Source organism: bacterium, assembly GCA_035295165.1.
Classification (GTDB): Bacteria; Sysuimicrobiota; Sysuimicrobiia; order Sysuimicrobiales; family Segetimicrobiaceae; genus JAJPIA01.
In genome coordinates this window covers 42,994-66,174 of record DATGJN010000093.1, presented here as the reverse complement: position 1 = coordinate 66,174, position 23,181 = coordinate 42,994, and the positions used below count along the sequence as shown (strand labels likewise).

20 protein-coding genes are annotated in these 23,181 nt (G+C 68.1%); 14 read left to right on the top strand and 6 right to left on the bottom strand.

Annotation, left to right across the window (positions count from 1 at the left end):
• From VKZ50_16470 to VKZ50_16460, 3 genes are all read right to left on the bottom strand, one after another.
• On the bottom strand, window positions 1–715 hold a 715-nt coding region (locus tag VKZ50_16470), incomplete at its 3' end, for a class I SAM-dependent methyltransferase (GenBank protein HLJ61321.1).
• Window positions 716–776: 61 nt separating this feature from the next.
• Entirely contained in the window at window positions 777–2,021 is a 1,245-nt protein-coding gene (locus VKZ50_16465; GenBank protein ID HLJ61320.1) for an endonuclease Q family protein, read from the bottom strand.
• A 172-nt stretch (window positions 2,022–2,193) separates the two neighbouring features.
• Complete coding sequence (locus tag VKZ50_16460; GenBank protein HLJ61319.1) at window positions 2,194–2,400, bottom strand: cold-shock protein; 207 nt, start codon at window positions 2,398–2,400, stop codon at window positions 2,194–2,196.
• A gap of 269 nt (window positions 2,401–2,669) precedes the next feature.
• On the opposite strand from VKZ50_16460, the gene VKZ50_16455 reads away from it, so the two are divergent.
• Window positions 2,670–2,804, top strand: coding sequence for a hypothetical protein (locus tag VKZ50_16455; protein ID HLJ61318.1), 135 nt, complete (start codon window positions 2,670–2,672; stop codon window positions 2,802–2,804).
• 122 nt (window positions 2,805–2,926) lie between these two features.
• Window positions 2,927–3,121, top strand: coding sequence for a hypothetical protein (locus tag VKZ50_16450; GenBank protein HLJ61317.1), 195 nt, complete (start codon window positions 2,927–2,929; stop codon window positions 3,119–3,121).
• 352 nt (window positions 3,122–3,473) lie between these two features.
• Here the strand turns inward: VKZ50_16450 and VKZ50_16445 are convergent, their stop codons facing one another.
• Complete coding sequence (locus VKZ50_16445; protein ID HLJ61316.1) at window positions 3,474–4,706, bottom strand: NAD(P)/FAD-dependent oxidoreductase; 1,233 nt, start codon at window positions 4,704–4,706, stop codon at window positions 3,474–3,476.
• A gap of 64 nt (window positions 4,707–4,770) precedes the next feature.
• Between VKZ50_16445 and VKZ50_16440 the strand changes: the two genes are divergently transcribed.
• The 9 genes from VKZ50_16440 (at window position 4,771) to glnA (ending at window position 16,623) form a co-directional block, all read left to right on the top strand.
• Window positions 4,771–6,318, top strand: coding sequence for a hypothetical protein (locus VKZ50_16440; GenBank protein ID HLJ61315.1), 1,548 nt, complete (start codon window positions 4,771–4,773; stop codon window positions 6,316–6,318).
• A gap of 50 nt (window positions 6,319–6,368) precedes the next feature.
• Complete coding sequence (locus VKZ50_16435) at window positions 6,369–6,872, top strand: DUF192 domain-containing protein (GenBank protein HLJ61314.1); 504 nt, start codon at window positions 6,369–6,371, stop codon at window positions 6,870–6,872.
• A gap of 441 nt (window positions 6,873–7,313) precedes the next feature.
• Window positions 7,314–9,710, top strand: a complete 2,397-nt coding sequence (locus tag VKZ50_16430) for a sodium-translocating pyrophosphatase (protein HLJ61313.1) — start codon at window positions 7,314–7,316, stop codon at window positions 9,708–9,710.
• 133 nt (window positions 9,711–9,843) lie between these two features.
• Window positions 9,844–11,493 (top strand): GAF domain-containing protein, encoded by a 1,650-nt coding sequence (locus VKZ50_16425; protein HLJ61312.1) that lies wholly within the window; start codon window positions 9,844–9,846, stop codon window positions 11,491–11,493.
• A 1-nt stretch (window position 11,494) separates the two neighbouring features.
• Complete coding sequence (locus tag VKZ50_16420) at window positions 11,495–13,285, top strand: response regulator (protein HLJ61311.1); 1,791 nt, start codon at window positions 11,495–11,497, stop codon at window positions 13,283–13,285.
• Between the two features lie 158 nt (window positions 13,286–13,443).
• Window positions 13,444–13,791, top strand: coding sequence for a metalloregulator ArsR/SmtB family transcription factor (locus VKZ50_16415; protein HLJ61310.1), 348 nt, complete (start codon window positions 13,444–13,446; stop codon window positions 13,789–13,791).
• On the top strand, window positions 13,769–14,233 hold the full coding sequence (locus VKZ50_16410; GenBank protein ID HLJ61309.1) for an SRPBCC family protein: 465 nt from the start codon (window positions 13,769–13,771) through the stop codon (window positions 14,231–14,233). Before VKZ50_16415 ends, VKZ50_16410 begins: the two co-directional genes overlap by 23 nt.
• A 191-nt stretch (window positions 14,234–14,424) precedes the next feature.
• Window positions 14,425–14,772 (top strand): VOC family protein, encoded by a 348-nt coding sequence (locus VKZ50_16405; GenBank protein ID HLJ61308.1) that lies wholly within the window; start codon window positions 14,425–14,427, stop codon window positions 14,770–14,772.
• Between the two features lie 408 nt (window positions 14,773–15,180).
• Window positions 15,181–16,623 (top strand): type I glutamate--ammonia ligase, encoded by a 1,443-nt coding sequence (gene glnA, locus VKZ50_16400; GenBank protein ID HLJ61307.1) that lies wholly within the window; start codon window positions 15,181–15,183, stop codon window positions 16,621–16,623.
• A 224-nt stretch (window positions 16,624–16,847) separates the two neighbouring features.
• Here glnA and VKZ50_16395 read toward each other — a convergent pair whose 3' ends face one another.
• Entirely contained in the window at window positions 16,848–17,726 is an 879-nt protein-coding gene (locus tag VKZ50_16395) for a hypothetical protein (GenBank protein ID HLJ61306.1), read from the bottom strand.
• A gap of 801 nt (window positions 17,727–18,527) precedes the next feature.
• Window positions 18,528–19,766, bottom strand: a complete 1,239-nt coding sequence (locus VKZ50_16390) for a crosslink repair DNA glycosylase YcaQ family protein (protein HLJ61305.1) — start codon at window positions 19,764–19,766, stop codon at window positions 18,528–18,530.
• Window positions 19,767–19,934: 168 nt separating this feature from the next.
• Between VKZ50_16390 and VKZ50_16385 the strand changes: the two genes are divergently transcribed.
• From VKZ50_16385 to VKZ50_16375, 3 genes are all read left to right on the top strand, one after another.
• Window positions 19,935–21,704 (top strand): NAD+ synthase, encoded by a 1,770-nt coding sequence (locus VKZ50_16385; protein ID HLJ61304.1) that lies wholly within the window; start codon window positions 19,935–19,937, stop codon window positions 21,702–21,704.
• A 177-nt stretch (window positions 21,705–21,881) separates the two neighbouring features.
• A complete protein-coding gene (locus VKZ50_16380) occupies window positions 21,882–22,337 on the top strand; it encodes a DUF488 domain-containing protein (GenBank protein HLJ61303.1) in 456 nt (151 codons plus the stop codon).
• 72 nt (window positions 22,338–22,409) lie between these two features.
• Window positions 22,410–22,946 (top strand): GNAT family N-acetyltransferase, encoded by a 537-nt coding sequence (locus tag VKZ50_16375; GenBank protein HLJ61302.1) that lies wholly within the window; start codon window positions 22,410–22,412, stop codon window positions 22,944–22,946.
• Window positions 22,947–23,181 lie beyond the last annotated feature (235 nt).

The following is a 23,181-nucleotide window of genomic DNA, read 5'->3' as shown; positions in this document are numbered from 1 at the left end:
CGGTCACGGAGACTGCACCGCGGTGCACGGCGTGCAGCGCCCACGCCCCCGTGTAAGAGAAACAGTCGAGCACGGTGCCGCCAGCGGCGAGCTCCGCGGCGCGCGCCCGGTTTTCGCGCTGATCGAGAAAGAACCCGGTCTTCTGCCCCCGCGCCACGTCCACGATAAACCGGACGCCGGCCTCGTCGATCTCGATCTCCGTGGCTCCGCCGCCGGCGAGCCACCCCATCTCCCGCGGCAACCCCTCCAGACGGCGCACCGCGGGATCGTTGCGGGCGAAGACGCCGCGGGAACCCACGAGATCCCGCAGCAGGTGGACGAGCATCTCCTTCCGGCGATCCATCCCGAGCGTCAGCGTCTGAACGACGAGCACATCCGCGTACCGATCGACGATGAGACCGGGCAGGCGGTCGCTTTCCCCGAACACGAGACGGCACGCGGTCGCGTCCGGGGCGACGCGCGCACGGAGCGCAATCGCGCTCTCAAGGCGCTCGCGAAAGAACGCCTCGTCGAGCGCCCGGCCGGCGGGCGCCAGCAGGCGGACGGTGATCACAGACCGGGTATTGAGGAGACCCACGCCGACGCTGCGGCCGCCGGCGGTGAGTACCTCGACCGCGTCGCCATCCGCCGGCGCCCCCTCGAGACGCGCGATGTCCGTACGGTACACCCACAGGTGGCCCGCGCGGATGCGCGCATCGCGGTCGGGGTGGAGCACGACGGCAGGGTGGCCCCGGGCGATCCGCGGAGCCGGCGGACGCGGGTGGCCCGGCGCCGGGCTAGAAGAGGCTGGTTTGCGCCGGCTGTTCGACGCGGGACTCCTCGTCGGCGCCTTCGAAGATGTGGATTTCACCGAACACTCCGTCGTAGCCCGGGCGAATCACGACGCGCCCCTCGCGCACGCGACGCAGCCCGTCCACGATCCGCGGGCGGGCGTGCCGTGCGACTTCCTCGAGCGGCACGTCCAGGAGCACGCCGAACTCACTGCCGAGCTCGTGCACCAACCGAAAGTACTCTTCCCGCACGCCGCCCGTGCCGGGTTGCGACCCAAGGGCCTCGGCGATGATCTCCTCGAGCGGGATGAGGTTTCGAAACGGCACGCGGTCCTGGGCGCCGCCGCCCGGGGCGCGGTCCGCGATCGCCTCCACGCGCGACATCACACCGACTGTGACCGGGCGCCCGCACGAGGGGCACCGTCCCTTCGCCGCTGTCGTCTCCTGCGGCGACAACCGGCGCTGGCACGATCGGTGACCGTCGAAATGGTACTTCCCTTCCTCCGGGAAGAACTCGATCGTGAACAGGAACTTGGACCGGTCGCGCTCGCGCAGGATCCGCAGGATCTCGGCGTAGTCCATCTCGCAGTCAAGCACGTTGGCTTCGCGACCGAGCTTCGCGGGGGAGTGCGCGTCGGAGTTGCTGACCAGCGTGACGCTGTCGAGCTCCGAGAGCCGCCAGTTCATCGGCGGATCGCTGCTGAGCCCCGTCTCCGCCGCGGCGATGTGCTTGGCCTGGTCCCCGAAGCACTCCGCGAGCGAATCGAACCCCGAGTTGCTCCCGTACAACGAGAACCAGGGCGTCCACACGTGCGCGGGGATGATCATGCACTGCGGGGAGATCTCCATCACGTACTCGACGAGCTTGTCGCTCGGCAGCGACAGCGTCGGCCGGCCGTCGGCCATGAGGCTGCCGAACCGGGCGAGCACCGCGTTGATCCGATCCACGACCTCGAACCCCGGCGCCAGGATGACGTTGTGAATCTTGCGGAGGCGCCCCCCTTGCGGGTAGATGTTGCTGACTTCGACGGTCAGCATGAAGTGTTGCGCGCCGTGGGTGAACAGCCCCCGACCCGTCGGCTTCAGCTTCGCCTTGAGCTCGCGCAGCCACACCGGATGCGTGAAGTCACCCGTCCCCACGAGCGTGATGCCCTTGAGTCCGCACCACTTCGTGAGATTCTCGACGTCCATGTCCCGGCTGGTTGCGCGGCTGAACTTCGAGTGCAGGTGCAGATCGGCGATGATGCGCATGGAACGGGATTCGCGCCACCGGGACGCGCATCCTGCCATCTCGCGACGGACCGACCCGCGACCGCCTTTCTCGCGACGTCGCGTCCGAAAAACGAGCAGGGAGGCGGCTCCGCATTGAGCCGCCTCCCCTTCGCACTACACGGGTGCGTTCGTGAGTGAGTATGTTGGTGTGCTAGCCGGTAACCCGCACGTTGCTGGCCTGGGGTCCCTTTTGTCCCTGCGTCGCTTCGTACTCGACCTTCTGGCCTTCGTTCAGAGACTTGTAGCCCTCGCCGACGATGCCGCTGAAGTGCACGAACAGATCCTTGCTCCCGTCATCCGGAGTGATGAAGCCATATCCCTTCTCTGCGTTGAACCACTTGACCGTGCCGACCGCCATGATTTTCACCCACCTGGTGTACCAAGCTACCAACCGACTCTGCTGCACCTAACCACACAGTCTGCTGATGCCGTTCTAGTATGACAGATTTTCGGACAAACGCAAGCGATACAGTCGTGTGGGATCCCGCGGCGCCGGGCGCCCGCACCCGGTACTCGCCGGCCCCCTCTGATCGCGCACCCGGCGGGACTGTGGTATGCTTGGGGAGTCGCGTTGGGTTGGTGTGTCTCGCCACCGTCGCCCACGTCCCGCGGCGAAGGGAGAAGCTAATGAGACGCGTTCGCCGGATCAAGAAGCGTCCTTCCTCAGGCAAGACGCGGCGGAGCAAGCAGGCGAAGGCGCGCCGCATCAAGGCGATTCACGACGCGCTCCTCGCGCGCACCCCAGTCACAGAACATCCCTAGATCTCGGTCCCGTGCGTTTCGCCGGGCAGACGCCGCCGCCGGCCGGCGCCGTGGACCGCGTGGGCGCGTCGCCATGCTAAACTGGTTGTAGTGTCCTTTCACGGTTGACGAGGAGGATGGGGATGCGCAGAGACCAACGACAGACGGGCAGCACACGAAACGCCAAACCGCGCAAGATCGATCTGGTGAGCCAGATGGTGGCCCCCGGAGCCCAGGCGGGGCCGTTTCCGTGGGATCGGTCCCTCGGAGAGGTCAAAAAGCCGTCCGGCAGAACATTGCGGCGGTCGTTTGGCGCGGACCTGAGACCCAAGCATTAGGGTTCCACTTCAGGAAGCGCGCCGGGGCAGCGGCGCGCACGCGATACGGCGACGATCGACCCGCGTCGCATCCAAAGAGTGAGACGAGAGGGCATCCGGTGATCGTCCGGGGGCCCTCTCTCCTTACGCATGCACACGGGTTCCAAGGTCCGCACCCGAACAGAAGCGCGCACACCGGGTCTGGAATCTCCGCATCGCTCCGGGCATCCGGGGTCACGCCGACGAGATGGGCGAAGCGCGAGACTCGCAAGGCCAAAGCGATCGGGACCGGCTCGTGCACCCTGGCCGACTGCGCGAGCGCGACGACGCTCCCGGCGCAACGCAGCGCCGAGTCGCTGGACCGAGCGAACCCCTACATCTGCGCGAACATACCCTGCACCAACGCCTTGACGACGAGCGGGGCGACGACCGGGCGACGGACCATCGCCGCGCTCAGGCCGCGCAGCAACGGGCCGAACAACTTGGACTGAAACTGGGTATCACCGGCGTCCGCGATGCTCGCGAGGATCCGCGGGCTCTCAGCGATGACGCGCATGACGGTGTCGAGCTCCGCGTCGGACAGTCGGTTGATCGCGCGCCGGCTGAACGCCGTGAACCTGACTTCGCGTCCGATGCGACGCCGCCATCCGCGCTCGTACGCGCTGAGCGCTGTGCCGTCCCCGCCGACGTACCGTGCGGCCATCTGACCGGCGATCCGGCCGGCGGTCATCGCGTAGTAGATGCCGCCGCCAGACGTTGCCTTCACCATCCCCGCCGCATCACCGACGACGATCACGCGATCGGCGCTGGTCGTCGCCGTCCCGGTCAGCAGCGGAATCCGACCGGCCACCTTCCGCTCGATCACGACGCCCGCCATGCGGCCGCGCATAGCCGGATGAGACGCGAGGAGCCGCTCAAGGTACCACACCGGCCGGCGCGGCGTCCGTTGAGGATCCACGGCGAGCCCAACGCGGCTCGTGTCGTTTCCCACCGGCATCAGCCACGCGAAAAAGCCCGGCGCGACGTCGTCGCCAAAGAACATCTCGGGCGTGTCCTGTTCCACGCCGCCGATGCCGCGGATTTGGTACTGCAGGCCGAACGCGTGCCGCCGGGGAATCGCGACGCCCAACATCTCGAGCAGGCGCGGGGCCGATCCCTCCGCGTCGATCACGAGAGGCGCGCGCGCCTCGAACGTGCGGCCGGCGCGCGCGCCCCGGACGGCGACGCTGCCGTTGACCCGCGCCGCCTCGGTCACCCGGACCCCGGTCACCAGCTCCGCGCCGGCCTCTTGCGCCCGTTGCGCAACCCACCGGTCGAACACGATCCGATCCACCGCATATGAGTCCACGGTGGACCGCCGGACCCGCACCGCGACCCCGCTCGGCGAATAGAGCACAGCCGCGCTGACCGCCGTGTGCGCGAGCGTGCGGGGGATTTCCAGTTCGTCGAACGCGTGGAACGACAGCTTGCCGGTGCAGTGGCTGGGGACGCCCACCGTCGGGTGTTCCTCGAGGAGCAGCGTGCGCAGCCCGGCGCGAACGGCCGTCCGCGCGGACTCCGCACCGCCGGGCCCGGCGCCTATCACGATCACGTCATAGTCAGCCACGGGGCTCACTGGGTTCGCGGCGTTGCAGGGCATTTCCTCCCCGTCCCCAAACGTATTCCCACACATGGGCGTTCGGCTCGGCATCGGGCTGCTGCTCGTTCTTCTGCTCAGCGCCGCGCTCGGCGGCACCGGCCAGGCACAGCCGTCCCCGGACGCGGTCGTGCGTGCGATCGTGGACGTCCAGGGCGCACAGGAGACGCACACCCCCGAGCCCTACAACCACGCGGTGGCCTTCCGGTATTTCGCGCCTGGCGCGCCCCCGCCCACGGTCATTCTGCTGCTGATCCCGGGCCTCAACTCGGGACCCAACACCCTGGACATTCTAGCCCGGCAGCTCGTTGCGCGCGACGCCCACCTCGAGGTGTGGGTCGAGGCGCCTCGCGCCACGCTGCTGCAGGATCGCCGCGGCGTCGTCGCGGCGCTCGCGTACGAGAACCCGGACTTCTCCCTGAGCTACTACTATGGCGGCATGCCGATCGACGGGAACACGTACCATCCGCTCGCCGCCGATGCCGCGACCTACGCGGCGTATTGGGGGCTCGACGTCCATCTGCGGGATGTACACGCGCTCGTGGAAGCGGCGCACCGCCGGGACCCCGGCGCGCGCATCGTCCTCGGCGGTCACTCGCTGGGCGGCATCCTCTCGGCGCTGTACGCCGGGTACGACTTCGATCGACTCCCCGGACCCGACCCCGTCCCGCTGGCCAACGGCGTCCCCGCGCCGTCCCCGGGAGCCGGCGCGCGCGACATCAGTGGCCTCCTGCTCATTGACGGAATCCCGCTGTCGCTGATCCCGCGTCTCACCGGCGGCCAGTACCTGGACGGCGTGAGCATACCGCTGCTCCCCCGCATCCCCGGCGTCCGCGCGCTCATCCGCCGCCTCGCGTCGCCGTTCTCGGATCTGGAAGAGGTCGCACGCCCGCAGGACAGCGTCCTGCTCGACGTGGTTGCGACGTACGCGTACCTGCGCCCGAGCGAGGCGAGCCATCTTCCATTCGCCCCCAGGAACGGACTCGAGATCACCAACGAGGCCCTGTTGGGGGGCATCCTGTCAGATCAGACGCAGCCCGACCTGTTTGTGCGCGCGTCGATCGGTGTGCCGCTCGGCGTCTTCAAGCGCATCGCCGACCCCGCGAACATCAACCGGGACGGCCTGCTCGACCTGGCCAGTGGCCGGCCGGCGCCGGGCCACGCGCTGATCCAGTGGATTCCCTACGATCGCAGCCAGCCGCGCGGGCGGGTCGATCTGCGCACGTTGGTCACCGCCATGCTGCGGCCCGGTGCCGACTTCACCCAGTGGTACGTCCCGTGGCGGCTCGTGCTTGACCTGGGGCTCGCCGCCGGGCTCGACACCAGCGACGAGTTCGCGCGCCGGTTCGCGAGCCTGACGCAGATTCGCTATACGAAGCTGCCTGTGCTGATCCTCGGGGCCGGGAACGGGCTTCTCCGGCGGCCGCAAACAACCGCGTTCTATCGGGCCCACATTGCGACGCCTCCCGCCGAGGTGCAGGTCGAGATCTTTCCCGGATTCACGCATCTCGACATCGAGGACGCCGCGGACAATCCGGCCGTGCCCCGGATCCTCGCGTGGCTCGACGGCATGCTACACTGATGCGGCGGCATCGCACGGCCGGCGTCGGCCACCACGCGTAGGAGGACCGGATGCGAAGACTGACCGTGGTGTTGACCGCCGCCTGCGTGCTGGCAGTGTTCGGTTCAACCAGCCCGCGTGCCGATGCGGACTGCACCGTCCCGACGTTCACCTACAACCACGCCGTCGTCACGTTTGCCGAGCGCGGGCAAACCACGCGCGTCCAGGTCGAGATCGCAGACTCCGAAGCCTCGAGGGAGACCGGGTTGATGTGCCGCACCTCCCTCGCGGGCGACGCGGGGATGCTGTTCGTCTTCGGAGACGACACGAACGTGCCGTTTTGGATGAAGAACACTCTGATTCCGCTGTCGATCGCCTTCATGGACAGCAAGCTGCGCATCGTCGGCCTGTTCGACATGCCGGTTGCCTCCGATCCGTCGAGCGACGAAATCCCGACATACGGCCCGAAGGCGAAGTACCGGTACGCCCTGGAGGTCAATCAGGGGTTTTTTATGCAACATGGGATCGACACCAGGGCCAAGGTCGACATCGTGCCGTCGCCCTCCGGGCACTAAGTGTTCCTGCGCGGCGAAGCCGATCCCTGAGTGACTCGACGTCGAACGCACAATTACGTCCGAAGGCGTCGCCCCGCGGCTGTTGGTTATGCAGAGGGCCAGTGCCCTGAATGGCGGTCACGGCGTCCGTTCTCTGACCCACTCGCACCCCATCGGACCACCCGGCGGCGCGGGTCCTCGCGTAATTTACCGATTGAAATTTTGTTTTTGGCCCCCGGACCCCTGAAAGGATAAGCAAGGATCAATGCTCTAAACGAGCGCTTCGCGCGCCGGGCCCACACCAGAGGGCCGCACCGCCGAAATCCGGCTCTGCGCTTCAAAACAGGCGAAAAATGCCCGTTTTCCTCGTTCGGACGGCAATTTTTCTTGAATGGCCCTGCCTTGCCCTGGTATCATAGAGGGCGCCGCGCTCCACGCAGATCAGGGCAAGGAGGCTTTCTGATGAGTGAATCCAGCGTTACACTGCCGCCGTTCGGAGGCCTCGAGTCCCTTCTCTTGTGGCTCGTAGGGGCCGCGGCGGCGGTTGCCCTCGCCTACGGATGGTGGCTGAGGGCGCGGGTGCTGCGGCGGAGCGCGGGCCCCGCGTCGATGCAGGATGTGGCGGCGGCCATCCAGGAGGGAGCGCGGGCGTACCTCCGGCGTCAGTTCCGGACGATGTCCGTGTTCATCATCGCGATCACGATCGCGCTGTTCGTGCTCTACCTGCCCATCTACGCCACGCCCACACTCGCGGTCGGCATCGCCGCAGCGTTCCTGATGGGCTGCCTAGCCAGCTACGGCGCCGGGTACGTCGGCATGAACCTGGCCGTACACGGCAACGTGCGCACGGCCTACGCCGCCACGCGCAGTTTTAAGGAGGCGCTCGAGACCGCGTTCCAGGCGGGCACGGTGTCTGGCATGTTCACCGTCGGCCTGGGCCTCCTCGGCGCGACGATCATCTTCGTGCTGTTCCGCGGAGACGCGACCCGGGTGCTGATCGGATTTGGATTCGGCGGATCCCTGGTGGCGTCGTTCATGCGGATCGGCGGCGGGATCTACACCAAGGTCGCGGACGTCGGCGCGGACCTGGTCGGCAAGGTCGAGGTGGGCATCCCCGAGGACGATCCGCGGAACGCGGCGACGATCGCCGACAACGTGGGCGACAACGTCGGCGACTGCGCGGGGATGGCCGCAGACGTCTTCGAATCGTACGAGGTCACGCTCGTCGCGGCAATCATTCTCGGCGCGGGCGCGCTGCTCGACCCGCACTTCCGCGCGCTCTACGGGGCCGGGGCGTCCGCGTTCGCGCTGAAGCTCATCCTGTTCCCGCTCCTCGTCCAGGCGGTCGGCGTGTTCGCGTCGATCATCGGCACCTGGGCCGTGCGCGCCGGCAGCGAGACGCGCAACCCGATGAGCCCGATCACGCGCGGGCTGTGGATCTCCGCGGGGGCCGCGATCGTGGGGTTCGGGCTGGTCAACGCATTCTACCTGACGGATCCCCGGACGCGGACAACCGACTGGCGGTTCTTCTTCGCGCTCCTCACGGGCCTGGTGCTGGCGCTGTTCATCAAGTGGCTGACCGATCAGTTCACGCATTCGGACAAGGGCGCGGTCACCGAGATGGCCTACTCGACGAAGACCGGACCCGCGACGTTCCTCCTCTCCGGCCTGGGGTACGGCCTCGAGTCGTCCGTCTGGGCGATCCTGGCGATCGGGACGACGATCCTGGCCTCGTTCACGATCTTCCAGGGGGACCTCGCCCTGGCGGGCTACGGGATCGCGCTGTCGGGCCTCGGCCTCCTGACGATGACCGGGTACATTCTGGCGATGGACACGTTCGGGCCGATCGTCGACAATGCCAACGGCATCTACGAGATGTCCGGCATCGCCCACGACCGCGGCGCGGGCACGGGCGTGGACGCGGGGTACATCGTCGCGCAGCTCGATCAGGCCGGCAATACGACCAAGGCGCTGACGAAGGGGTTTGCGATCGCGAGCGCGGTGCTCGCGGCCACGGCGCTGTTCCGGTCGTTCGTGGGTCAGGCGAACCTCCTGGCCTCGGCCGAAGGGCTCCAGGCGACGCTCGCCCAGGGCGGCGCCACGGCGGCGGCGGCGCTCGAGCGGATCGGCATCCAAGTCAACCTGCCGCTCATCTTCATCGGTCTGTTGATCGGGGGCGCGGTCCCGTTCCTGGTGTCAGCGTTCCTGATCCGCGCGGTCGGCCGATCGGCGTTCCAAATCGTCGAAGAAGTCCGCCGCCAATTCCGCGAAATCCCTGGGATCATGGAGGGAACCGGCAAGCCCCAATACGATCGGTGCGTGGACATCGCCACGCTGGCCGCGCAACGGGAGCTCGCCTCCCCCGCGGTGGTCGCGATCTGCGCCCCGATCATGGTGGCGATGGCACTGGGTGCGGCCCCGCTCGGCGCGTTCCTGGCCGGCGCGATCCTGACGGGGCAGCTCATGGCGGTGTTCATGGCCAACACCGGGGGCGCCTGGGACAACGCGAAGAAGAAGATCGAGGACGGGTTCCTCGGCGGCAAGGGCACGGAATACCACAAGGCCGGCGTGATCGGCGACACCGTCGGCGACCCGATGAAAGACACGGCGGGCCCCGCGCTCAACCCGCTGATCAAGGTCATGAACCTCGTGAGCATTCTCATCGCCCCCGTGACGATCGCCCCGATCAACGTGGGGGTGCGCGTCGCCGTCGTCGTGATCACGCTCGGCCTGATGGCGTGGGCGGTCGCGGTGAACCGCCGCAGCGCGTTCAAGCCGCAGGACATCGAGGCCGCCGCGCGGATGATGCCCGCCGCGCACGCCGCGACACCGTTGGCCCCGTCGGGCAAGCACCCGTGACACACCGATCCGGCGGACGCCGCGCGAGCAGCGCGGAGGACCACCCGGCTTCAGACGCCCGCGCCGGGGCCCCGCGGCCCGTCGAACACGAACGGGCCCGCCGCGGGAGGGTGCGGTGTCGCACGGAGGGGCGATGACGCACGAGCGTACCCGAGAACACGGTCCGACCCAACAGCTCGCCCGGAAGACGGCGGAAATCTCCGCGCTCCGCGCCATCAGCCGGGCGATCAGCGCCGCGCTGGACCTCGACACCACGCTCACCCTGATCACCCGCACGACCGCGGAGGTCATGCGGGTGGACAGCTGCTCGATCTACCTCCTGGACGCCTCACGCGAGTACCTCGTCCTCAACGCCACGACCGGCCTCGCTGCGGACGCGATCGGCCGCGCCCGCCTTCGGCTGGGCGAGGGCCTGACCGGCTGGGCGGCCGACACGGGGCAACCCGTCGCCTCCACCGACGCGGCGGCGGATCCGCGCTTCAAGCTCCTCCCGGAGACGCACGAGGTGCTGTTCCAGTCGCTGCTCGCCGTGCCGCTGACCGTGGCCGGCAAAGTGCTCGGCGCGATCAACGTCCAAACGACCGGCGCGCACGAGTGGGGCGAGGACGAGGTCGAGCTGCTCAGCATTATCGCCGACCTCGCCAGCGGCACCCTCGAGAAGGCGCGCCTGTACGACAGCATGCGGCGCCAGATCATGGAGCTCCGTACGCTCGCCGAGGTCAGCGAGACGCTGACCTCGCCGCTCTACCTCGAGCAGATCCTCCGGCTGGTGGTGGAGATGGCCGCGCGGGTATTCGACGCGCCGATGTGCACGTTGATGCTGCTCGACGGCGATGAGCTCGTGCTCGCCGCGGCCCACCCCGAACCATCGGGGAGCCGCCCCCGCCGCACCCTTCGCGCCGGGGAGGGTATTCCCGGAGAGGCCGCGGCCAGCGGCCAGCCGGCGGCGAGCCTGGACCTCGCCAGCGACCCCCGCTTCCTCGCGCACGAGCTGGTCGAGCCGCCCCACGTGCGGTCACTGCTCTCGGTGCCGCTTCGGGTACGAGACCGCACGCTCGGCGTGATCAACTGCTACACGGCGCGGCGGCACCAGTTCACCCAGTCGGAGATCAACATGCTGCAGACCCTCGCCAACCAGACCGCGCTTGCGATCGAGAACGCCAGTCTGGTCGTGAAGTCGGCGATGGTCCGCGAGATGCACCACCGCGTCAAGAACAACCTGCAGATGATCGCGATGCTCCTCCGCCTGCAACTGCGCGACGGCCGGGAGGTCTCCGGCCGCGAGGTGCTGACGGAGACGATCAACCGGATCCTCAGCATCGCCGCGGTGCACGAGATTCTCGCCGCGGAGGGCGTACGCCAGGTCGTCGCCCGCGAGATGCTCGAGCACGTGGCTCAGACCGTCTCACAGACGATGGCCCCGCCCGGGTTCGCGCTCGCCGTCAAGGTCACCGGCGACGACGTCAGTCTGCCCAGCCGGCAGGCGACCTCGCTCGCGCTCGTCGTCAACGAACTGCTGCAGAATGCGATGGAGCATGCGTTCAACGGGCGGACCAACGGCACGGTGCTCATCACGCTCGCGGCCGGACGCGACACGCTGCGGGTCGAGGTCCAGGACGACGGGATCGGACTGCCGCCGGGGTTCTCCCCCGATCGGTCCGGCGACCTGGGGCTCGAGATTGTGCACACGCTCGTTCGGGATGACCTCAAGGGCCGGATCGACTTCACGAACGCGGGCGGCACGCGCGCGGTGATCACGATGCCACGGCCGGCGGGAGTGTAGCATGATCGACGCGATGCGCATCCTGATCGCCGACGACGAGCCGGTCATCCGTATGGGCCTGCGGACGATGCTCGAGGAACACGATTACAAGGTGGTCGGGGAAGCCGGGGACGGCGAGGAGGCGGTGACGCTCGCCGGCAAACTCGCCCCCGATCTGATCTTCATGGACATCAAGATGCCTGGCCTCGACGGCATCTCGGCGGCGTCCACGATCATGACGCGCCAGCCGCGGCCGATCATCCTCCTCACGGCGTGGAGCGAGCGCGACCTCGTGCAGCGCGCCCAGGAGGCCGGCGTGCTCGCCTACCTCGTGAAGCCGGTGCGCGAGGCCGAGCTGGTTCCCGTGATCGAAGTCGCGATGGCGCGCTTCGCTGAGCTGCGCGCGCTCCAGCAGGAAGTGGGCAATCTCAAGGAGACCCTCGAGACCCGCAAGCTGGTGGACCGAGCGAAGGGCATCTTGATGCAGCGCGAGGGCATCGACGAGCAGGAGGCGTTCCTGCGGATCCAACGGCAGAGCCGGAATTCGCGCACGCCGATGCGCGAAATCGCCCGCGCGATCCTCGTCTCGGACGAGATGCGGCAGCACACGCCGGCCCGCCCCGCCGGACGGATCGACGTGAGGACGCCGGCGGATCTCCTGCGCGTGCTCAGCGCCGTCCGGATGATGCCGGGATCGACGGACCAACCGGATCTCGTCGTGTCGGGAGCCGAACCCCTCGCCTACCTTCGCTTCACACCGGGGGTTGACGTGAGCGTGGAGGGACACGTCACCGCCCGCGGCCCCGAAGGCGAGTACGGGCTCGGTGTGGCGTTCGGCCTGGCGCCCTCTACCGGGGAGTCCGACGGCGGCATCATCGCGTGCGTGATCCAAAACACAATCCGGCCGGGCGCGCTCGACGCCGGAGGAACCGCCCACAGCCAGTACGCGCAACTCCTGGACGAGGTGATCGCCACGCAGCAGCGGGTCACCGTGACGGGGCTGCTGCGCCTGCTGCCTGACCACGCCTCGGGCACGCACCCCGCCGTACCCCGACTGCTGGAGATCCATCCTGTGCGGAGCGTCACGACGGAACGGGGGCTCACGTTTCCGCCGATCCCCGTCGATGCCCCCGGTGGAGCGGAGTGGACACAGGTCGAGAGCGTCCACCCGATGCCATTCCCAGATTTCCAGCCATCGACCCGCGTGGCGTTTACCGGCGGCACGATGACGTTCAGGCACGCCCCGGTCACCGAAACCGCGTACGTCTATATGACCGGCCAGTTCTATGGCGGACGGAGCCAATTCGTGGACGGCCGGCCGTTTCTCTTCGCGTTCGGGGACGCTGCCGGCCGGACGCGCATCACTGCCGTCGCGGCCCCCAGCACGCCGGCCTATGACACCGTGCGTAGATGGCTTACCACGCCGCCGAGCGGACCGCTGACGATCGTGGGGCTCCGGACACTGCACCTCCCCGCGCTGTTCGCCCCCGGGGGGGGGAGGATCGAGGTGTTCTTGTGCCCCGTGTTTCGCATCCTTCCGGGCGCCGTCAAGGGTGCCGGGGTGCCGGCGCCGACCACCATGTTCGAGCTCGTCCCGGTCGGCGGCGTGGAGGCCGCCCCGGCCGCGCCCCGGCGCGCGGCCGCAAAGACGTCGAAGCCCCGAACCAGGGCGAAGCCAGGAGCAAAGAAGGCCCCGAAGCCCGCGCGCGCGGCCGCGAAGCGGGCCGGGCCCAAGGCCCGCGCCAAGCACCCGGCCCGTCGGCCTGCCGGCTCGCGCCCGGCGGCGTCGGGTGCCCGGCGAAAGCACCGCTGACCCCCGGGCCCGAACGGCCGGACGCGTCATCGCCCGCACCGCGGGGGAGCCGTGTCAAGCCGCGCGCGTACCCCCCACCCGGCGCCGTCTGAATCGACGTCATCGGCCACACACGTAAGTTAGTTGACACTAACGTAAGTATATGCTAACCTTCCGACATGGGGACTCCCGCGCTCGACACTGCTCTTCGCGCGATCGCCGAGCCCCGGCGGCGCCGGATCCTCGAATTGGTCTGGGACGCCGAACGTTCCGCGGGCGAGATCGCCTCACAGTTTGAGGTCACGCGTCCCGCGGTCTCGCAGCACCTGCGCGTCCTCGTCGACGCGGGCCTGCTCGCGGAGCGCCGCGACGGCGCGCGCCGGCTGTACCGGGCGCGCCCCGAGGGGTTGGCCGAGTTGCGGGCCTTCCTGGAGACGTTCTGGGACGAGAACCTCGCGCGGCTCAAGCAGGCCGCGGAGACCGAACAAAGGAGGCCGATCCGCCGTGGCGCCCGACGCCCCCGATAGCCTCACCCGCTCGATCAGAATCGCCGCCCGTCCGGAGACGATCTACGCGTTCTTCACCGACCCGGCCAAGATGGTCAAGTGGCACGGCATTGAGGCGGACCTGGATCCTCGCCCCGGCGGTGTGTACTATGTCAACGTCACCGGAGGCCACCGATCGCGCGGCCGGTACGTGGAGCTCGTGCCCTACCGCCGGATCGTCTTCACGTGGGGATGGGAGCAAGAACCGGACGTCGTGCCTCCGGGATCGACGACCGTTGAGATCACGCTGACGCCGGACGGCGACGAAACGATCGTCCGCTTGACACACCGGGGACTGCGCGCCGATCGTCGCGACAGTCACGGCGAGGGATGGACACACTATCTTGACCGGCTGGCGCTCGCCGCAGCGGGGAAGGAACCCGGGCCGGATCCGTGGGTCGCTCCCGAGGCTGCCGGACGCTAGCGCCGCAACCGTCCGGGCGGCATCCGGCCCGACCGCGCTGCGCTACACGAACGTTACTCCACGCTGGCAGACTGGAGGACGCCGCATTAAACGCGCCGCTTCGCGCTCCTCTGCCTCGCCGAGTTCGAGCCTGGAGCAGGTCCACGGGCGCACGCCAGTTCGGGCACCCTGATCGATCAAGGAGGATGATGATGGGCGATCCGGTCGTGCACTGGGAGATCATGGGAAAGGACGGCCCAAAGCTCCAGCGGTTCTACGGCCAGCTCTTCGGATGGAAGGTCAACGCCGACAACCCGATGGGGTACGGGCTCGTCGACGGCAAAGACGCCGGCGGCGTCGGCGGGGGCATCGGCACGTCGCCGGACGGGCAGCAGCAGGTCACGTTCTACGTGCGCGTGAACGACCTCCAAGCGTACTTGAACAAAGTCCAGCAGCTGGGCGGCAAGACCGTGGTTCCGCCCACTGAGATCCCGGGTATGGTGACGTTCGCGCTCTTCGCCGATCCGGACGGCAATCGCGTCGGGTTGGTCAAGAGCTAAGGCACCACTCCGCGCATCCGGGACGGCCGCCGAGCGGTGCCGTGCCGTCGGCGGCCGTCCCGGTCATAAGCGGCCCAACAGCAGGCCGCCTCTTCCACCGTGAGCGCCCCCGCTGCACCTGTGTCAGGACCTGCGCCCGGTGGTTGCTCCGCGTCGACGCAATCGGCTCCCGGATCCTTCATGCCCAAGTGACAGAATCGCTGAGCAGCTACGGGGCAACAAACCGCCTGAACCGTGACACATGAGGGACGTCCGGTTGACTTCATCCGCCTGACGTGGTATAAAACTCACTAGGTACTCAGAGGTACCGGGGGCCTGGACGCCTTCCGAGCATCGGCTCGGAGGGCGTTTTTGTTTGGCCCGACAATCCAGACATAATCCCGGGGCGGGGGATGCGGAGGTGGAGAAATGCCTGGCAAGGAGATGACCGCACAGGATGTCGTCGCGTATATCAAGGACCGCGGCATCAAGATGGTGGATCTCAAGTTCGTGGACGTGCCCGGCACGTGGCAGCACGCGACGATTCCGGCGAGCCAGATCGACGACAAAACGTTCAAGCGCGGCATCGGGTTCGACGGGAGCAGCATCCGCGGCTTCCAGGCGATCGAAGAGAGCGACATGCTCCTCATGCCCGATCCGGCGACGGCTCATCCCGACCCGTTTACGGAGATCCCGACGCTGTCGATCGTCTGCAACGTCAACGATCCCACCACGGGCAAGCCATATTCCCGCGATCCCCGGTACGTCGCGCAGAAGGCGGAGGACTACCTCAAGCAGTCGGGAGTCGCGGACGTGAGCTACTGGGGGCCGGAGGCGGAGTTCTTCGTCTTCAGCAACGTGCAGTACGAAGTGCTTCCGCACCGGATGGGCTACAGCATCGACTCCCCCGAGGCCGTCTGGAACACCGGGCAGCCCGGAATGGGCAACCGGATCCGCACCAAGGAGGGCTACTTCCCTGTTCCGCCGGCCGACACGCTGCTGGACCTGCGCAGTGAGATGTCGCTCCAGATGGAAGCGTGGGGCATCGAGGTGGAGATGCAGCACCACGAGGTCGCCTCGGCGGGGCAGTGCGAGATCGACATGAAGTACAACACGCTCACCAGGATGGCCGACAGCCTGCTGAGCTACAAGTACATCGTGAAGAACATCGCGCGACGCCACGGCATGACGGCGACGTTCATGCCGAAGCCGTTGTTTGGCGACAACGGTACCGGGATGCACACACACCAGAGCCTCTGGAAAGGCGGCGCGAACCTATTCTACAGTGAGGGCGGCTACGCGGAGTTGAGCCAGGACGCCCTCTACTACGTCGGCGGACTGTTGACGCACGTCGACGCGCTCCTCGCGCTGTGCGCGTGCACGACCAACTCGTACCGCCGGCTCGTGCCGCATTACGAAGCCCCGGTGAACGTCGCGTTCAGCAAGCGCAACCGGAGCGCGGCGGTGCGCATCCCGATGTACTTCGCCGGGCCCGCGGCCGCGGCGAGCAAGCGTCTCGAGTTCCGGTGTCCAGACGCGACGTGCAACCCGTATCTCGCGTTCGCCGCGATGCTGATGGCCGGGTTGGACGGGATCAAGCGGAAGATCGACCCGACGAAGGCGGGGTTCGGTCCGCTGGACACGAACACGTACCACCTCTCGCCCGAGGACGCGGCCAAGATCAAGAGCGTGCCGGGTTCCCTCGGCGCCGCGCTCGCGGCGCTCGAGTCAGACCACGAGTTTCTGATGGAGGGAGACGTCTTTACGCGGGACCTGCTGGACACCTGGGTCGACTACAAGCGCACGAAAGAGCTCTATGAGGTGGACATCCGACCGGTTCCGTACGAGTTCTTCCTCTACTACGACGTGTAGGTTCCGGGACGCCCCTCCCGGGCCGGAGGCGAGGCCCCGCCGGAAGTTCGGTGGGGCCTCGCCGATTTCTCTTCGCCCGCCCCTCCCTCCGCCCACGGTCGGGCGTCGACGAGTTTGATGCCCGTGGCCGCCGAGGCCTCACGTCGCTGCACGCTGAGTGCCAACCGCGTTCTGGCCCGGCACAGCGGGCGTGGAGGCCGATCGACTCCCGGCCTCCACCCGCGCTAATGACCGTTGACGCCGACGTTCACCCCGCCACCGCCGACAGACGCCCCGGCGCTGGCCCCCGAACCGCCAGTGCCGGACGACACGCCGCCGCTTGCATTGGCGCCGCCGCTTGTCGCCCCACTCCCACTCGCGTTCGCGCTTGGACCACCGTTGCCCGCTGCGCCCGCGGCACCCGCGTTCGCGCCACCGGCGCCACCGGAGGCGTTCCCGCTCACGCCCGCACCGTTGCTGTTGCCGCCGACGCCGGTGGTTGCCCCACTTGTGCTGGCCGATCCACTGGCGTCCACGCTTGTGCCGGTGCCGGACGATCCGTTGCCGCCTACGTCGACGCCGCCCGATCCGCCCGCCACGCTGCCGTTCACGTTCGGACTACCGCCGGACGTCGAGCCGACAGCGCCGCCGGTGCCTGGCCCCGCAGAGGTCGTTCCGTCCGCCGCGGAGCCGACGGACGCGCCCTGCGTCGACGATCCGCGGCTCGCCCCTGTTGCGATGTTCCCGCCACCCGCACTCGCCGTCCTTCCTGTCCCTGGCAGGGTGATCTGTGCGTCAAGCGCGACGACCTGTCCACTGTCGAGCGTCAGCGTCTCCACCACCACATAGTCGCCGGGGACGAGGTCCTTGAACGTCGCGACCGCAAGTGTCCCGTTTCGCTGCGCGGACAGTTTGGTAAATCGTTGGACGAACACCGTGACTGGGTGCGAACGATCGCCGGTCGGCGAGATCACGAAGGACGAGGCTCCGGGATTCACCGCCACCACCGTGCCGCGAATGATCACCCCCGTGCTTTGCTGGGCGACCGCCCGGGCGAGGGACCACGGCCCGGCCACCAGGACGACGCCGACGATCACCGCAACCATCTGCCGTGCAGGTCTCATGGATCACCCCCGGGTTGATCTCACCCACCGCCTGCCTGTCCTGCGCAACCCGCGGCCACGCCGCGGTCGACCGATACCGGATTGCCCGTTGATCCGGTGGCGATTTCTGATTACGAGGTCCCCGACCTTCGGGCCGGCCAAACGAATCTTTCGAGTGCGCCCGCCGGAACGGCTGTTCGCGGTCCGAATCGGCCGACAGAAGATCCCGACAAATGAGCGGCCTCCATGGGAAGCGCCCGCTCGACCGCGGCCAGGACGTGCGCGGCCCGCACGGTACGTCATCGGCCAACTGCGGCCCGACCGGTTGAAGTCGGTGAGTCAACCAGAGCAGAGCGGGCTCGCGCTGCGGTCGCAGGAGGGACGCACGATGGCCACGCCTGAAATGCCCAACCTCACCGCATCTAGAGGCGCCCAGGAGCGCGCTTATGCAGTCGTCCCGGGTCTCACGGAGATCGAGCGCAACCGTCGTCGGGAAGAGTCCGGGGCGCCCAGGCGATCCGGCGGCGGTAAGGCATTCGTCGGTCCTACGGCGGCGCGGCGACGTTCACACTCGATGGACTACCGCATGCACGAGCCCCGGCGCTTGCAGGCGCGCCGTTGTCCGATCCCGCTGAACGCGACCGCCCCCTAAACGCGTGGGGTCAGGTCCCTCTCCGGCTCGCGACGAAATAGCCGGCGCTGGCGCGTGATGAGTTGCGCCACCGGTCAGGAAAGCTGACAGCGGGTCTGGGGCTCAAGCATCGCTTGGCCGGTCGCCGACACCGGTGGCCCGTGAATCGGCCGGGCGCACGCGTCGCGCCGTCACACCCGCAGCCGCGCGGGATACGTTCGCTCCACCTCGACGTCGCCGGCCTCGTGGAACTTCGCAAACGCCTCGAGGCCGGTCGCCAAGCTCTCGCGGAGACCGCGCGTGATCGCGACGTGGGGTTCGAGATGAAGCAGCCGCACGACGAGACGCCCACGCGCCCGGTCCAGGCGAGGGTCGATGCGTCCGACCAACCTCGATCCGACCAGGATCGGCATCGCGTAGTGTCCGTATCGTCGCCGGGCTACCGGCAGATACCCTTCCCACAGGTACCGAAAGCCGAACACGTCCGCGATCCGCTCGCGCCGCCAGAGCAGGTTGTCGAGCGGCGGCAGAAAGCGCGCGGGGAAGCCAGCGTCATCGTCGCCCGCCGCCGCGGTGCGCTCATGGCGCTGGAGCGCGGGCACGTCGCGCGCCAGCACGAAGTACTGCCGCGCCACGCCGCTGATCGTCAGCGGCACGATCGCCCCGTCGCGGATCCGCCGTTGGACGGCGTCGCGGCGTCCCGCGATGGTCATGGCGCGCCAACCGAACCGCGGGTCACCGGCGTCGAACACTCGATACGCGTGCAGATACATCTCCAACAGGGCGTCGTCGGCATCCGCGGTCTTCATCGCCGCGGCGTCCCGGAGCAGACCTGCCGGGATCGCGCGCTCCGGCAGATCAAAATACCGCTCCGCGCGGTCGCGTTTCGCGACGACGAGGGCCCCGGTTCGAAAGAGCAACGTGAGCGCGTGCGAGGTCGCCTTGGTGCGCGCCTCCGACAGGTCCCAGGCGCCTCGGAGACGCTCCGGGGACGCAAACTCGCGGGCGGGCAGCGGACCGCGGGACTCGAGCGCCGCCATCATCCGGCGCACGATCGGGCGCAGCGTCCGGAGCTCCGAGCCGAGGCGGCTGCGGAACCGACGCCGCGTGCCTTCGAACACCGGAAACGCTTCAATCGGAATGATGCACGCCGCGTTGGCCCAATATTCGAACACACGACCTCGCCGCAGGAGCGCCTCGAGGCTTCCCGGATCGTAGCCCGGCAGGCGTGCGGCCAGCACGAGGTGCTGATTGCGCTCGACGACCGCAACGGGGTCGATCTGCACGCACTCCAGCCGCCGGATCTTCCGGAGGGTCACGACGGGGGACACCCGACCGGCTCGTCCTGGCGCCGCCGCACGGCTCAGGTGCTGGGCGTGCAGCAGAAACCGTGCTACCCCTTCCCGGCTCATCACCAACGGCGTGCGCATCGTCCCCTCCCGAATCTCGCTATGTGTTGGCAGCGGCATGGCCCGACCCCTGCCGCGCGCGGCCGCAACCTCCCACACAGCCGGCGCGGGAACCGGACGACTGCCGCGGAGGTGCTATAATGAACGCCGGATGAGGCGTGGTGCGAACGCCGCAGCGGGAGGACGCGCATGGCGCCGCGATTCCGGGTCGCGATGGCCCAGATCAACACCACGGTCGGCGATTTCGACGGCAACACGCGCAAGATCATCGAGCGCCTGGAGGAAGCACAAACCCTGGGCGCGGACATCGTGTCGTTCCCCGAACTTGCGGTGCCCGGCTACCCACCGGAGGACCTGCTCCTCAAGGCCGACTTTATCCAGGAGAACCTCTCCTGCCTGGAAGAGATCGCGAAACACGCGACCACGACAGCCGCCGTCGTCGGGTTCGCCGACTCCGGCGATCACCTGTACAACGCGGCCGCGGTGCTGCACGACGGCCGGATCGCGGGCGTGTACCGCAAGATGCGGCTCCCGAACTACGGGGTGTTCGACGAGAAGCGGTACTTCCAGCCGGGGATCGAGAGCCCGGTGTTTGTGATCCACGGTGTCCCGGTCGGCGTGACGATCTGCGAGGATGTCTGGGCGCCGGGCGGGCCTCTCCTCGCCCAGGCGCTCGCCGGCGCGCTCGTGGCCGTCAACATCAACGGCTCACCGTACTCCGCGGGAAAGTGGCGCGTGCGCGAGGAGATGCTGAAGACGCGCGCGCGCGACTACGCCCTGGCGATCGCGTACAACAACCTCGTGGGCGGTCAGGACGAGTTGGTGTTCGATGGGATGGGCCTGGTCGTCGGGCCGGCAGGGGTCGTGGTCGCCCGCGGGCCGGCGTTTGACGAGGCGCTGATCGTCAGCGACCTGGACGTTGAAGCGATCCGGGGTATCCGCCGGTACAATCCGATCCGCACGCCGGACGCGCTGCGCGAAGAAGGGACCCGGGCGCCGGTCTACACGCTCTCGACCGCGCCGCCGTCCGCGCCACGCCCGCCGATCTCCCGCGCGCTGCTGGCCGCCCCCCAGGACGAACTCGAGGAAGTGTACCGCGCGCTCGTCTTGGGCACGCGGGACTACGTGCGCAAGAACGGGTTTCAGGGCGTGGCGATCGGGTTGAGCGGCGGCGTGGACTCCTCGCTCGTCGCGTGCATCGCGGTCGACGCGCTCGGCGCAGCCGACGTGCACGGCGTCACAATGTCCTCCCGGTTCACCGCCGATGAGAGCCGGCGATACGCAGCGGTGCTGACGGACGCGCTCGGCATCCAGGCCCTCGACCTGCCGATCGACACGATCGTCGGCGGGTACGAGACGACGCTCACCGGGGCCTTTCGCGGACGGGCACGCGATATTACGGAGGAGAACCTGCAGGCCCGCACACGCGGGAATCTCTTGATGGCGCTCTCGAACAAATTCGGCTGGCTCGTCCTCACGACCGGCAACAAGAGCGAGATGAGCGTCGGCTACGCCACGCTGTACGGCGACATGGCCGGCGGGTTCGCGGTGATCAAGGATGTGCCGAAAACGCTCGTGTACCGCCTGGTGCGCTGGCGAAATGCCCACGCGGGACGCGAGCTCGTCCCCCAGGGCGTGATCGACCGTGTCCCGACGGCCGAGTTGCGCGAGCGCCAGACCGACCAGGACACGCTCCCGCCGTACGAGACGCTCGACGCGATCCTCGAAGCGTACGTGGAGAACGACCGTTCGGCCGATGAGATCGCATCCGACGGCTTCGACCCGGACGTCGTCGCGCGGGTCATCGCCATGGTGGACCACAGCGAATACAAGCGGCGCCAGGCCCCGCCGGGCGTGAAGATCACGCCCAAGGCGTTCGGGAAGGACCGCCGCCTGCCGATCACCAATCAGTACCGGGGCCGCCGGCGCCTCCCGAGCACAACACCCTCCACGGTGTGACGAAGGCGCGAGGGACCCCCGCCGGAGCGGCCCGATGTCACCATGTTGGCGGAGGCGTCTCGCCGTAGTCTACGTCGGCCTCGTGCGGTCACGACGGCGTTGACATTGCTCGGCAGCGCGCTCTGGCTCACCCTGGTGCTCACGCATGGGATCGCCGGATAGCGTGTCCCTAGGGAAATGACACCTCAACGGCGCACCATGGTATGCACCATCGGGTTCACGAGGACTACAGCCGAGCACTTCTTCGAGCGCTTGCTCAACGCCGGTGTCCAGAAAGTCATGGACGTGCGCCTCCATAACACGTCACAGCTCGCCGGCTTTGCCAAGGCCGGGGATCTCGAGTATTTCCTCAGAAAGATTGGCAACGTTCGCTACACCCATGAGCCGCTGCTCGCTCCCACGGACGAGATCATGAAGACCTACAAACAACAAAAAGGCGACTGGAGCGCATACCGAGCCCGATTCTTCGCCCTGATGAGAGCACGCAGAGTCGAAGACCAGATCCGTCCCGAGATGTTAGAGGGTGCGTGCCTCCTTTGCTCCGAGGCGACACCCGAACATTGTCATCGGCGGCTGGTGTGCGAATACCTCAACGAGAAATGGCACGGCATCCTCTCGGTGACGCACCTCTGAGCAGGATCCACCGACGCCAACGATTCGACGCCGAATCCCCGCGCGGCGCCTCCGCTGGACATGCGACCACCGTTGGCTAACTCCGCAGCCGTGACGCCACGCGAGGACACGGGACAAGGGAATGCGCACGGCGCCGTGCTGATCGCCGGAAGGACGACGACGCTGCGACCAGCGTCAGACGCGGACCTCGATACTCTGGCGCGTTGGTTCGGCGATCCAGCGTTCGTTGTGTGGTGGGGCGGCACGCCGAAGAACCGAGAAGAGGTTGCCGAACGATACCTGAGGCGCGACCCGGCACGACAGGCCTTCATCGTCGAAGCGGTGGGCATGCCAATCGGGTACATTCAAGCGTGGTCGGACCAACCGCCTGACGGAGGAGTGGACATCGTGCTCGTGCCCGAGGCGCAGGGGCGCGGGTTCGGCGTCGATGCCGTGCGCGCCCTCTCAGTGCATCTGCGTGCAGCCGGATGGCGCCAGATCACCGTGGACCCGGTCGCTCGTAACCACCGCGCGATCGCCGCGTTCGAGAATGCGGGATTCGTCAAGATTGGAGAACAAGGAGAGCACGTGTTTCTCGCGTTCGAGCCGGCTCACACCGGCTCAGCGTGACATCCACTCTCCCGAACGCGTGATGTGAACCAGATCCGCCGACCTGACACAACGTTCCGAGACCGTCCTGCCAACGCGCCCTGTTCTGCATCGTTCGCCCCTCCGTGCGAACCCGGCCTCCACGGGCTCGTCCCTTCGCCCCAAAGACGCTGAGACACGGGCCAGCGTGGATCCGCAGGCGGCGCACCGCACGGGGCACCGGCCGCAGGCCTCATGTTGACGCGTTTTCCGACCC

Coding starts and splice junctions, on each gene's coding strand:
- VKZ50_16465 (HLJ61320.1), bottom strand. CDS start 2,021: ATGCGCATCATCGCCGATCTGCACCTGCACTCGAAGTTCAGCCGCGCA.
- VKZ50_16460 (HLJ61319.1), bottom strand. CDS start 2,400: ATGGCGGTCGGCACGGTCAAGTGGTTCAACGCAGAGAAGGGATATGGC.
- VKZ50_16455 (HLJ61318.1), top strand. CDS start 2,670: ATGAGACGCGTTCGCCGGATCAAGAAGCGTCCTTCCTCAGGCAAGACG.
- VKZ50_16450 (HLJ61317.1), top strand. CDS start 2,927: ATGCGCAGAGACCAACGACAGACGGGCAGCACACGAAACGCCAAACCG.
- VKZ50_16440 (HLJ61315.1), top strand. CDS start 4,771: ATGGGCGTTCGGCTCGGCATCGGGCTGCTGCTCGTTCTTCTGCTCAGC.
- VKZ50_16435 (HLJ61314.1), top strand. CDS start 6,369: ATGCGAAGACTGACCGTGGTGTTGACCGCCGCCTGCGTGCTGGCAGTG.
- VKZ50_16430 (HLJ61313.1), top strand. CDS start 7,314: ATGAGTGAATCCAGCGTTACACTGCCGCCGTTCGGAGGCCTCGAGTCC.
- VKZ50_16425 (HLJ61312.1), top strand. CDS start 9,844: ATGACGCACGAGCGTACCCGAGAACACGGTCCGACCCAACAGCTCGCC.
- VKZ50_16420 (HLJ61311.1), top strand. CDS start 11,495: ATGATCGACGCGATGCGCATCCTGATCGCCGACGACGAGCCGGTCATC.
- VKZ50_16415 (HLJ61310.1), top strand. CDS start 13,444: ATGGGGACTCCCGCGCTCGACACTGCTCTTCGCGCGATCGCCGAGCCC.
- VKZ50_16405 (HLJ61308.1), top strand. CDS start 14,425: ATGGGCGATCCGGTCGTGCACTGGGAGATCATGGGAAAGGACGGCCCA.
- glnA (HLJ61307.1), top strand. CDS start 15,181: ATGCCTGGCAAGGAGATGACCGCACAGGATGTCGTCGCGTATATCAAG.
- VKZ50_16395 (HLJ61306.1), bottom strand. CDS start 17,726: ATGAGACCTGCACGGCAGATGGTTGCGGTGATCGTCGGCGTCGTCCTG.
- VKZ50_16390 (HLJ61305.1), bottom strand. CDS start 19,766: ATGCGCACGCCGTTGGTGATGAGCCGGGAAGGGGTAGCACGGTTTCTG.
- VKZ50_16385 (HLJ61304.1), top strand. CDS start 19,935: ATGGCGCCGCGATTCCGGGTCGCGATGGCCCAGATCAACACCACGGTC.
- VKZ50_16380 (HLJ61303.1), top strand. CDS start 21,882: ATGACACCTCAACGGCGCACCATGGTATGCACCATCGGGTTCACGAGG.